Raw genomic sequence first — 11,111 nt, 5'->3', positions numbered from 1 at the left:
GGGTCGCCGCCTCCGACTCTCTCGACGACCAGTCCGACCAAAGGTGGAATCCCATGTCCGTATCCGTCGCCGTGGCGGGAGCCTCCGGCTACGCGGGTGGTGAGCTCCTGCGCGTGCTCTCCGCCCATCCCGAGTTCGACGTCAGGACGGTGACGGCGTTCTCGAACGCCGGACAGCCGTTGATCGCGACGCAGCCGCACCTCCGTTCGCTGTCGCACCTGACCCTCGAGAAGACGACGGCCGAGACGCTCCGAGGGCACGACGTCGTGTTCCTGGCGCTGCCGCACGGTCAGTCGGGGGCGATCACCGAGGAGCTCGGCGACGACGCACTCGTGGTGGACTGCGGCGCGGACCACCGGCTGACGGACCCCGCGGCCTGGGCTCGGTTCTACGGTGGCGACTACCACGGCGCCTGGACCTACGGCCTGCCCGAGCTCCTGCTCGCCGCCCCGACCCCGGGTTCGGCCGACGAGTGGCGCGAGGTCGAGGACATCGCGTCGCAGGGCAAGCAGCGTTCGGCCCTGGTCGGCACCAAGCGGATCGCGGTCCCCGGGTGCAACGTCACCGCGGTGACGCTCGGCATCCAGCCGGGCATCCAGGCCGGGCTCGTCGAGTCGGACGACATCGTCGCGGTGCTGAGCGTCGGCCCGAGCGGTGCCGGCAAGAAGCTCGCCAACACCTACCTGGCGTCCGAGATCATGGGCTCCGCCAGCGCCTACGCGGTGGGCGGCACGCACCGGCACGTCCCGGAGATCCAGCAGAACCTGGTCGTCGCGGGTGCTGCCGACGTGACGATCTCGTTCACGCCCGTGCTCGTCCCGATGTCGCGGGGCATCCTCGCGACGACGACGGCCAAGATCACCCCGGGTGTCAGCGCCCGCGACGTGCGGCTCGCCTGGGAGCAGGCCTACGCCGACGAGCCGTTCGTGCACCTGTTGCCCGAGGGCGAGTTCCCCCGGGTCGCGGACACCATCGGCGCGAACACCGCGCTCGTCGGCATCGCGGTCGACGAGGCCGCAGGCCGCGTCGTCGCCGTGACGGCACTCGACAACCTCGCGAAGGGCACGGCGGGTGCCGCCGTCCAGTCGACCAACATCGCCCTGGGTCTGCCGGAGACCCTGGGCCTCAGCGTGGACGGAGTCGCACCGTGACCGACCTCACCGACGTGAGCAAGCCCACCCAGGGCGAACCGGGCCTCCAGGGCGTCACCGCGGCAGCGGGTTTCCGCGCTGCCGGCGTGACCGCCGGCCTGAAGACCAGCGGCAAGCCGGACGTGGCACTCGTCGTCAACGACGGGCCCGACGCAGCCGTGGCCGCCGTCTTCACCAGCAACCGCGCGCAGGCGCACCCGGTGATCTGGTCCCGCCAGGTCGTCGGTGACGGCGTCGCGCGCGCCGTCGTGTTGAACTCGGGCGGCGCCAACTGCTTCACGGGCCCCTTCGGCTTCCAGACCACGCACCTGACCGCCGAAGCGGTGGGCGACGCCCTCGGCATCGGCGCGGGCGACGTCGTCGTCTGCTCCACCGGTCTCATCGGGGTCGGTGACCAGACGTTCCGCGACAACGTGCTGCGCGGGGTCGACCTGGCGAGCACCGCACTGAGCGCCGACGGCGGCCCGGACGCGGCCACGGCCATCATGACGACCGACACCAGGGCGAAGCAGTCCGTGGTGACCGAGGACGGCTGGACCGTCGGCGGCATGGCGAAGGGTGCCGGCATGCTCGCACCCGGGCTCGCGACGATGCTCGTCGTGATCACCACCGACGCCGTGCAGACCCCGGACCAGCTCGACCAGGCCCTCCGCGCGGCCACCCGCATCACCTTCGACCGCGTCGACTCGGACGGCTGCATGTCGACGAACGACACCGTCGTGCTGCTGTCGTCGGGTGCGAGCGGGGTGACGCCCGAGGTCGGCGACTTCCAGGAAGCCCTGACCGCGGTCTGCGCCGACCTGGCCCGCCAGCTGCAGCAGGACGCCGAGGGCGCCAGCCACGACATCGCGATCGAGGTCGTGCACGCCGCGACCGAGGACGACGCCGTCACCGTCGGCCGGAGTGTGGCGCGCAACAACCTGTTCAAGGCGGCAGTCTTCGGCAACGACCCGAACTGGGGTCGGGTCCTCGCTGCCATCGGCACCACGGACGCCGACTTCGACCCGTACGCGGTCGACGTCAGCATGAACGGTGTCCGGGTCTGCCACGCCGGCGCCCCAGACCAGCCGAGCGACACCGTCGACCTGACACCGCGGGACACCCACGTGCGCATCGACCTCGGCGTCGGGACGCACTCGGCGACGATCCTGACCAACGACCTCACGCACGACTACGTGCACGAGAACAGCGCGTACTCCAGCTGATGGCGAACGACACCGAAGGGGCCGGGACACCCCTCACGAAGGAAGAAGAGCACGAGTTCGCGGCCGTCAAGGCCGCGACCCTGATCGAGTCCCTGCCGTGGCTCAAGCGGTTCTCCGGCAAGGTCGTCGTCGTCAAGTTCGGCGGCAACGCGATGGTGAACGAGGACCTCAAGCGTGCGTTCGCCGAGGACATGGTCTACCTCCGCTACGCCGGGCTGCACCCCGTCGTCGTGCACGGCGGGGGTCCGCAGATCTCGGCCGCGCTCAAGGAACAGGGCATCGAGTCCGAGTTCCGCGGCGGTTACCGCGTCACCACGACCGAGGCGATCTCCGTCGTCCGCGACGTCCTGGCGGGCGAGGTCAACCGCGAGATCGTCGACCTGATGAACGAGCACGGCGAAGGCCTGGCCGTCGGCGTGTTCGGCGACGGTGGGTCCCTGTTCACCGGTGAGCAGAAGGGCGTGGTCGTCGACGGGCAGGAGTACGACCTCGGGCACGTCGGTGACATCACCCACGTCGACCCGTCAGGGGTACTCGCCGCGATCGAGGCCGGCCGCATCCCGGTGGTGTCGAGCATCGCGATCGACGACGCCCACCCGGACCAGGCGCTCAACGTGAACGCCGACGCAGCCGCGGGTGCCCTGGCGATCGCACTGCGTGCGTCGAAGCTCATCATGCTCACCGACGTCCCCGGCCTGTACCGCAACTGGCCGGACCGCGACTCGCTCGTCGACCTCATCGCGGTCGAGGAGCTCCGCGAGCTCCTGCCGTCCCTCGAGTCGGGCATGATCCCGAAGATGACCGCGTGCCTCGACGCCGTGGTCGGCGGGGTCGGCGGGGCGACGATCATCGACGGCCGGATCCCGCACTCGATCCTGCTCGAGGTCTTCACCCTGCGTGGTGCGGGCACCGAGGTGATCCCGGACCCGAGCCGACGCACCGAGAACCAGATGACCCACGCCGAGATCGGCCGACGCGTCGCAGCACCGTCGACGAGCACCAGTACCGGCCAACACGTGGCCAGCACGACCGAGAAGGGGCAGCAGCCGTGAGCAGCGAGACGCAGACCGAGACCTGGAACGACCGGTTCGGGGCGTCGCTCATGCGATCCCTGACCCCGCCGAAGATCATGCTCGAGCGCGGACAGGGCTGCCGTGTCTGGGACGTCGAGGGCAACGAGTACCTCGACTTCCTGGCGGGCATCGCCGTGAACTCGCTCGGCCACGCGCACCCCGTCCTGGTCGAGGCGATCGCCGACCAGGCCGCGAAGCTCGTGCACGTGTCGAACTACTTCGCGACGCCGCCCCAGCTCGAGCTGGCGGAGCGTCTCAAGCGCATCACCGGTGCGGGCGACGCCGGGCGGGTGTACTTCGGCAACTCTGGTGCCGAGGCGAACGAGGCCGCGTTCAAGCTCGCGCGCCTGAACAAGGGCGCCGACGGGCAGAAGACCCGCATCCTCGCGCTGAAGCAGGGGTTCCACGGCCGGACGATGGGTGCACTCGCGCTCACCGGCAAGCCCGCGCTGCAGCAGGACTTCCTGCCGATGATCCCGGGGGTCGAGCACATCGACTCCACCGTCGCAGCGCTCGAGGCGTCCATCGACGACACGGTCGCAGCGATCGTCATCGAGCCGATCAAGGGCGAGGCCGGCGTCGTCGACCTGCCCGAGGGGTTCCTGCTCGCCGCGCGCCGGCTGACCGAGGAGCACGGTGCGCTGCTGATCCTCGACGAGATCCAGACCGGCGTCGGCCGGACGGGCAACTGGTTCACCTACCAGGGCCACGGCTTCACCCCCGACGCCGTCACGGTGGCCAAGGGCATCGCCGGCGGCTTCCCGATCGGTGCGCTCGTGACCTTCGGGTGGGCGTCCGACCTGTTCTCGGCCGGTCAGCACGGTTCGACCTTCGGCGGCAACCCGCTCGGCACCCGCGTGGCGAACGCGGTCCTCGCCGAGATCGAGCGTGCCGACCTCGTCGCGGCCGCCGTGGTCAAGGGCGAGCGGATCCGGGCCGGCATCGCCGGCATCGGCTCGCCGCTCGTCGAAGAGGTCCGCGGCACCGGCCTGCTCATCGGCGTCGGGCTCACCGGCCCGATCGCGGCCGCGGTGAACGCCGCCGCCCTCGAGCGCGGCCTCATCATCAACGCACCGAACGAGTCGAGCCTGCGCCTCGCGCCGCCGCTCATCGTGTCCGACGCCGAGATCGACGAGTTCGTGTCGATCCTCGCCCAGAGCCTCGCGGCCGTCGCTGCCGAGCAGGGCACCGCTACCCAGGAGACCTCCGCATGACCCGCCACTTCCTCCGGGACGACGACCTCAGCCAGGCCGAGCAGTCCGCGATCCTCGACATCGCCGACCAGATGAAGGCCGACCGCTGGGGTGCGAAGCCCCTCGCCGGCCCGCAGAGTGTCGCGGTCATCTTCGACAAGTCGTCGACCCGCACCCGGGTGTCGTTCCACGTCGGCATCTCCGACCTGGGCGGCAGCCCGCTCATCATCTCGACGGCGAACAGCCAGCTCGGCGGCAAGGAGACCCCGTCGGACACCGCCCGCGTGCTCGAGCGCATGGTGTCCGCGATCGTCTGGCGCACCTACGGTCAGGCCGGTCTCGAAGAGATGGCCGCCGACACGACCGTCCCCGTGGTCAACGCGCTGTCCGACGACTTCCACCCGTGCCAGCTGCTCGCCGACCTGCTCACCATCCGCGAGCACCGCGGGACGCTGGCGGGCCAGACCGTGGCGTTCATCGGCGACGGCGCGAGCAACATGGCGCAGTCGTACCTGCTCGCCGGTGCGACCGCGGGCATGCACGTCCGCGTCGCGGCTCCCGCCGAGTTCTCGCCGTCCCCGCAGGTCGTCACCGACGCCGAGCACCGTTCGGCCGAGACCGGCGGCTCCGTCCTCGTCGTCACCGACCCGGTGGCAGCGGTCGCCGGCGCCGACGTCGTGGTCACCGACACGTGGGTCTCGATGGGCAAGGAGTCCGAGAAGCAGTCGCGCCTCGACACCTTCTCGGGGTACCGCGTGGACGACGCACTGATGGCGCACGCTGCCGACGACGCGGTGTTCATGCACTGCCTGCCCGCCGACCGTGGCTACGAGGTGACCGCCGACGTCATCGACGGGCCGCGCAGCATCATCTGGGACGAGGCGGAGAACCGTCTGCACGCCCAGAAAGCGCTGCTGGCCTGGCTCCTCGCCGCGAACGGCGCGCACGGCGCGAACGGCGCGAACGGCGCGAACGGCGCGAACGGCGCGAACAGCGCGAACACCGCGACCGCTGCGACCGCCGCGGCGACCGCGTAGGCGCACCGCATGGCTGACCGCGTCGTCCTCGCCTACTCCGGCGGCCTCGACACCTCCGTCGGGATCGGCTGGCTGCGTGACGCCACCGGCAAGGAGGTGGTGGCACTCGCGGTCGACGTCGGCCAGGGCGGCGAGGACCTCGACGCGATCCGACAGCGCGCGCTCGACTGCGGGGCCGTCGAGTCGATCGTGGTCGACGCCAAGGACGAGTACGCCGACGAGTACATCGTGCCGGCCCTCAAGGCCAACGCGCTCTACCAGAAGCGCTACCCGCTGGTGTCGGCGCTGAGCCGCCCGCTCATCGCGAAGCACCTCGCGCTGACGGCGAAGCAGCTCGGCGCCGACAGCGTGGCGCACGGCTGCACCGGCAAGGGCAACGACCAGGTCCGCTTCGAGGCAGCGGTCGCGGCGATCGCCCCGGACCTGCGCAGCGTGGCTCCGGTGCGTGACCTCGCCCTGACCCGTGACAAGGCGATCGCGTACGCCGAGCAGCACGCCCTGCCGATCCAGCAGTCACAGCGGTCGCCGTTCTCGATCGACCAGAACGTGTGGGGCCGCGCGGTCGAGACGGGTTTCCTCGAAGACCCGTGGAACGCCCCGACCGAGGACCTCTACGCCTACACCCAGGACCCCGCCGTCCCGCGCGACCCGGACGAGGTGACCATCACGTTCGAGCGCGGCGTCCCGGTGGCGCTCGACGGGCAGCGCTTCAGCGTGCTGCGGATCGTGCAGGAGCTGAACGCCGTGTCCGGCAAGCACGGCGTCGGTCGGATCGACGTCGTCGAGGACCGTCTCGTCGGCATCAAGTCGCGCGAGGTGTACGAGGCCCCGGCGGCGATCGCGCTCATCACGGCGCACGAGGAGCTCGAGCGCCTCACCCTCGAGCGGGACGTGAACCGCTACAAGCGCGGTGTCGAGTCGGAGTGGGCCGACCTGGTCTACGACGGCCTGTGGTTCGGCGGGCTGAAGCGCAGCCTCGACGCCTTCGTCGACCACACCCAGCAGCACGTCTCCGGCGACGTCCGCCTCCAGCTGCACGGCGGTCGCGCGACGGTCACCGGCCGTCGCTCGGAGCAGAGCCTGTACGACTTCGACCTCGCCACCTACGACACCGGCGACACGTTCGACCAGTCCCTCTCGAAGGGCTTCACCGAACTCTGGTCGCTCCCCAGCAAGATCTCCGCCCGCCGCGACGCGGCGAACTGACAGCACGCCACCCGGCGGACGACACACCGCCGCCACCCGGCCCAACGACAACGACGCAGGACGACATGACCGACGAGAAGACCGACGCCACCAACACCGGAGCCCTCTGGGGCGCCCGCTTCGCCGACGGCCCGAGTGCGGCCCTGGCAGCGCTGTCGAAGTCGACGCACTTCGACTGGCAGCTCGCCCCGTACGACATCGCCGGCTCCCGCGCGCACGCCCGGGCACTGCACACGGCCGGGTACCTGACGGCGGACGAGCTCGAGCGCATGCTCGCCGGACTCGACCGGCTCGAGGCCGCGCACGCCGACGGCACGCTGCAGCCCGATGCGTCCGACGAGGACGTCCACGGCGCCCTCGAGCGCCTCCTCATCGCCGACCTCGGTCCGGAACTCGGCGGCAAGCTCCGCGCCGGCCGCAGCCGCAACGACCAGATCGCGACGCTCGGGCGGATGCACATGCTCGACCACGGGCGGCGCATCGGCCGACTCGTGATCGACCTGGTCGACGCGATCACCCAGCAGGCCAACGAGCACCCGGCCGCGATCATGCCGGGTCGCACGCACCTGCAGCACGCGCAGCCCGTCCTCCTCGCGCACCACCTGCTGGCGCACGCGTGGCCGTTGGTCCGCGACCTCGAGCGCCTCCGCGACTGGGCGGGCCGCGCGAGCGTGAGCCCGTACGGCGCCGGTGCGCTCGCCGGCAGCTCGCTCGGCCTCGACCCCGCCGCGATCGCCGCGGAGCTCGGGTTCGACCGCCCGGCCGACAACTCGATCGACGCCACGGCCGCCCGCGACGTCGTCGCCGAGTTCGCGTTCGTGCTCGCGCAGATCGGCATCGACGTCTCGCGGCTGTCGGAGGAGGTCATCCTCTGGAACACGAAGGAGTTCGGCTTCGTCCGGCTCCACGACGCGTTCTCGACCGGCTCGAGCATCATGCCGCAGAAGAAGAACCCGGACATCGCCGAGCTCGCGCGCGGCAAGTCCGGTCGTCTGATCGGCAACCTGACGGGCCTGCTCGCGACCCTGAAGAGTCTGCCGCTCGCCTACAACCGCGACCTGCAGGAGGACAAGGAGCCCGTCTTCGACTCGGTCGCCACGCTCGAGGTCCTGCTGCCCGCCTTCACCGGCATGATCGCGACGCTCACGTTCGACACGGACCGGATGGCCGAGCTCGCGCCGCAGGGCTTCTCGCTCGCGACCGACGTAGCCGAGTGGCTGGTCCGCCAGGGAGTCCCGTTCCGTGACGCGCACGAGGTGTCCGGCGCGTTGGTCCGGTACTGCGAGCAGCGCGGCATCGAGCTCGACGACCCGACCGACGACGAGTACCGGTCGGTCTCCGAGCACCTGACCCCCGGGGTCCGTGCCGTGCTCACGATCGAGGGCAGCGTCGCGTCCCGCTCGGGTGTCGGCGGGACCGCTCCAGACCGAGTGGCCGAGCAGCTGGCGTCCGTCACGCGTCGCGTCCACGACCTCGCCGAGGGCGCACCCTTCACGCGATGACCGAGGGGCTGCTCGCGATGCTCGCCGAGCCGGCGCCGCGCATCGCCCCGGCGCTGCTCGGTGCGACGATCACGGGCCGTGGAGTGACCCTGCGCATCACCGAGGTCGAGGCCTACTTCGGCCCCACCGACCCCGGCTCGCACGGCCACCGCGGCCAGACCGAGCGCAACCGCCACCTGTTCGGGTCGCCGGGCACCCTGTACGCGTACCGCTCGTACGGCATCCACACCTGCGTCAACGTCGTGAGCGCGCCGGCCGGCACCTCCTCCGGTTCCCTGCTCCGCGGTGCGCAGGTGATCGAGGGCGCCGACACCGCACGCGAACGACGTGGACCGTCGGTCGCCGACGTCGCGTTGGCGCGTGGCCCCGGCAACCTCGGTGGTGCCCTCGGCGCGGTGCTCGGACAGGACGACGGCACCTCGCTGCTCGACGGGTCCGGTCCGTTCGTGCTCACGTTGCCACCCGGCCTGGAGGCGCGGCTCGCCTCCGCCCCGCCGGCCCGCGTCGTCGAGGAACTCCTGACCGAGACCACACCCGGCCCCGGTGGGACGGGTCCGGTCCCGCGCATCTCGCGCGGACCGCGCACCGGTGTCGGCGGCATCGCCGGCGGTGCGCGGTACCCCTGGCGCTTCTGGTTGACGGGCGACCCGACGGTCTCGACGTACCGGCGGCACAAGGGTGCCCTCGACTGATCCCCACCGGCACGGCCGGCCCGCCGCTGGCGCGTCGCGCCGGAACCGGCGGCGTGGGCCCAGACGCACCACGGGCCTCCCGGTCGACGACGCGCTGTCGGTTGTGCGCCGCCGCTACGATGGCGGGGTGTCCAGTGATACCGCTCAAGACGTCCTGACGCGCCAGCAGAACGACCCCACCTTCGCCTCGGTGTGGGACGAACTGCGCTGGCGCGGTCTGGTGCAGGTCTCGACCGACGAGACCGCACTCCAAGAGGCCCTCGACGGTGATCCGATCACGTACTACTGCGGCTTCGACCCCACGGCGCCGTCGTTGCACTGCGGCAACCTGCTGCAGCTCCTGACCATGCGTCGGTTGCAGCTCGCCGGACACAAGCCGCTGGCGCTCGTCGGGGGATCGACGGGGCTCATCGGCGACCCGCGTCCGACGGCGGAGCGCACGCTGAACACCCGCGAGACCGTCGCCGAGTGGGTGGCGCGTCTGCAGGGACAGGTGTCGCGGTTCCTCAGTCCGGACGGTGACAACGGCGTCCGGCTGGTGAACAACCTGGACTGGACGTCACCGATGTCCGCCATCGACTTCCTGCGAGACGTCGGCAAGTACTTCCGGGTGAACTCGATGCTCAAGAAGGACGCCGTCGCCGCGCGGCTGAACTCGGACGCAGGCATCAGCTACACCGAGTTCAGCTACCAGATCCTGCAGGGCCTCGACTACCGCGAGCTCTTCCGGCAGTACGGCTGCACGCTGCAGACGGGTGGCTCGGACCAGTGGGGCAACCTGACCTCGGGGACGGAGCTCATCCGTCGTGCCGAGGGGGCGACGGTGCACGCGCTCGGGACACCCTTGATCACGAACTCGGACGGCACGAAGTTCGGCAAGAGCGAGGGCAACGCGATCTGGCTCGACGCCGAGATGACGTCGCCGTACGCGCTGTACCAGTTCTGGCTCAACACGGCCGATGCCGACGTGATCGCCCGCCTGCGGGAGTTCACGTTCCTGTCCCGTGCCGAGATCGAGCGACTCGAGCAGGCGGTCGCCGACGAACCGTTCCGACGCGAAGCGCAGCGGACCCTCGCGTTCGAGGTCACCTCGCTCGTGCACGGGGTCGACGCCACCGAGGCCGCGATCGACGCTGCGGCCGCACTGTTCGGCAACGGCGACCTCGGTGCCCTCGACCCGGTCACCCTGCGGTCGGCGATCGCGGAGCTGCCGGGTTCGGTCACGATCGAGGCCGGCGCCGACGTGGCCCGGGCTCTCGTGGAGACCGAGCTCGTGAAGTCCCTCGGTGAAGCCCGGCGGGCGATCGACCAGGGCGGCGTGTACGTGAACAACGTCCGGGCCGAGGACGCCACCGCACCGCTGTCGGACCTCGCCCTGCCCGGGGGAGTCCTCGTGCTCCGCCGCGGCAAGAAGACCCTCGCCGGTGTGACGCTGGCCTGATCGCGCCGGCACCTGGGCGACGCGTGTTGCACAACGCGACACGCCCGGGATCGGGCCTGGCTTGGCACACTCGCCCAGCCCTGCGTAAAGTTCCTACTCGTCACCCCAAAGGTGCGGCGGAGCGGCTGGAGCGAAAGCCCAGAGCACGTCGGCCCTCAAGCGGGACCATCCTCCACTGAAGATCAGATCTGGCCTTGTGCTCGATCGCTTCGACGCTTAGGATGACAAGCCCACCGGTTCTCCCCCCTCGGGGATGAGCCACAGGACCTCCGGGTCCGACGACACGCCGGTGGCAAGCCAAGTACACAAGCCTCGTGGCTGGAGCTCGAACCTGAGCCGAAGAGCGAGTGCGTCTGGTTCTTGAGAACTCAACAGCGTGCACATTGTCAATGCCAATTTATTGATTGACCTCGTGCCTGGTCGGCTTGCTGACTGGGTCATGATGCAATTCCTTTTGGATTGAAGATTGTCAGTTGACAGTCAACAGTCAGAATCAACTCGGTCTAATGCCCTTTGGGGTGTTGGGTCTGTATTTTTTTACGGAGAGTTTGATCCTGGCTCAGGACGAACGCTGGCGGCGTGCTTAACACATGCAAGTCGAACGATGATGC

General features: G+C 70.4%; 8 protein-coding genes, 1 rRNA gene and 1 pseudogene. All 10 read left to right on the top strand.

Going from position 1 to position 11,111, the window contains the following annotated elements; genetic code table 11:
* Positions 1 to 53 precede the first annotated feature (53 nt).
* On the top strand, positions 54 to 1,151 hold the full coding sequence (locus ABH929_RS15850) for an N-acetyl-gamma-glutamyl-phosphate reductase (protein WP_404561877.1): 1,098 nt from the start codon (positions 54 to 56) through the stop codon (positions 1,149 to 1,151).
* Positions 1,148 to 2,356 carry a bifunctional glutamate N-acetyltransferase/amino-acid acetyltransferase ArgJ gene (gene argJ / locus ABH929_RS15845; RefSeq protein ID WP_235035773.1) on the top strand — a complete coding sequence of 403 codons (1,209 nt, stop codon included), beginning with the start codon at positions 1,148 to 1,150 and terminating at the stop codon, positions 2,354 to 2,356. The genes ABH929_RS15850 and argJ overlap by 4 nt, the downstream gene beginning before the upstream one ends.
* On the top strand, positions 2,356 to 3,408 hold the full coding sequence (gene argB / locus ABH929_RS15840; RefSeq protein WP_111086280.1) for an acetylglutamate kinase: 1,053 nt from the start codon (positions 2,356 to 2,358) through the stop codon (positions 3,406 to 3,408). The genes argJ and argB overlap by 1 nt, the downstream gene beginning before the upstream one ends.
* 50 nt (positions 3,409 to 3,458) lie before the next feature.
* Complete coding sequence (locus ABH929_RS15835; RefSeq protein WP_404561933.1) at positions 3,459 to 4,643, top strand: acetylornithine transaminase; 1,185 nt, start codon at positions 3,459 to 3,461, stop codon at positions 4,641 to 4,643.
* Positions 4,640 to 5,551 (top strand): annotated as a pseudogene (argF, locus tag ABH929_RS15830) (ornithine carbamoyltransferase); the annotation flags it as partial. The gene ABH929_RS15835 and the pseudogene argF, both read left to right, overlap by 4 nt.
* Positions 5,552 to 5,668: 117 nt before the next feature.
* Positions 5,669 to 6,865 (top strand): argininosuccinate synthase, encoded by a 1,197-nt coding sequence (locus tag ABH929_RS15825; protein WP_263054788.1) that lies wholly within the window; start codon positions 5,669 to 5,671, stop codon positions 6,863 to 6,865.
* A gap of 65 nt (positions 6,866 to 6,930) precedes the next feature.
* The gene (argH, locus tag ABH929_RS15820; protein ID WP_404561876.1) at positions 6,931 to 8,367 is read left to right on the top strand and encodes an argininosuccinate lyase; all 1,437 of its coding nucleotides are present in this window, start codon (positions 6,931 to 6,933) and stop codon (positions 8,365 to 8,367) included.
* Positions 8,364 to 9,059: a DNA-3-methyladenine glycosylase gene (locus ABH929_RS15815; RefSeq protein WP_404561875.1), complete on the top strand. Its 696-nt coding sequence runs from the start codon at positions 8,364 to 8,366 to the stop codon at positions 9,057 to 9,059. The genes argH and ABH929_RS15815 overlap by 4 nt, the downstream gene beginning before the upstream one ends.
* 127 nt (positions 9,060 to 9,186) lie before the next feature.
* Entirely contained in the window at positions 9,187 to 10,500 is a 1,314-nt protein-coding gene (tyrS, locus tag ABH929_RS15810; protein WP_404561874.1) for a tyrosine--tRNA ligase, read from the top strand.
* Between the two features lie 536 nt (positions 10,501 to 11,036).
* Positions 11,037 to 11,111, top strand: a 16S ribosomal RNA gene (locus ABH929_RS15805); the annotation flags it as partial.

Source organism: Curtobacterium sp. AB7 (assembly GCF_044909335.1).
In the GTDB taxonomy this organism is placed as follows: Bacteria; Actinomycetota; Actinomycetes; order Actinomycetales; family Microbacteriaceae; genus Curtobacterium.
This window is presented reverse-complemented; position numbering and strand designations above follow the sequence as displayed.

What these genes read in the sequence shown, in the direction of transcription:
- ABH929_RS15850 (WP_404561877.1), top strand. Translation starts at nt 54, where the DNA reads ATGTCCGTATCCGTCGCCGTGGCGGGAGCCTCCGGCTACGCGGGTGGT.
- argB (WP_111086280.1), top strand. Translation starts at nt 2,356, where the DNA reads ATGGCGAACGACACCGAAGGGGCCGGGACACCCCTCACGAAGGAAGAA.
- ABH929_RS15835 (WP_404561933.1), top strand. Translation starts at nt 3,459, where the DNA reads ATGCGATCCCTGACCCCGCCGAAGATCATGCTCGAGCGCGGACAGGGC.
- ABH929_RS15825 (WP_263054788.1), top strand. Translation starts at nt 5,669, where the DNA reads ATGGCTGACCGCGTCGTCCTCGCCTACTCCGGCGGCCTCGACACCTCC.
- argH (WP_404561876.1), top strand. Translation starts at nt 6,931, where the DNA reads ATGACCGACGAGAAGACCGACGCCACCAACACCGGAGCCCTCTGGGGC.
- ABH929_RS15815 (WP_404561875.1), top strand. Translation starts at nt 8,364, where the DNA reads ATGACCGAGGGGCTGCTCGCGATGCTCGCCGAGCCGGCGCCGCGCATC.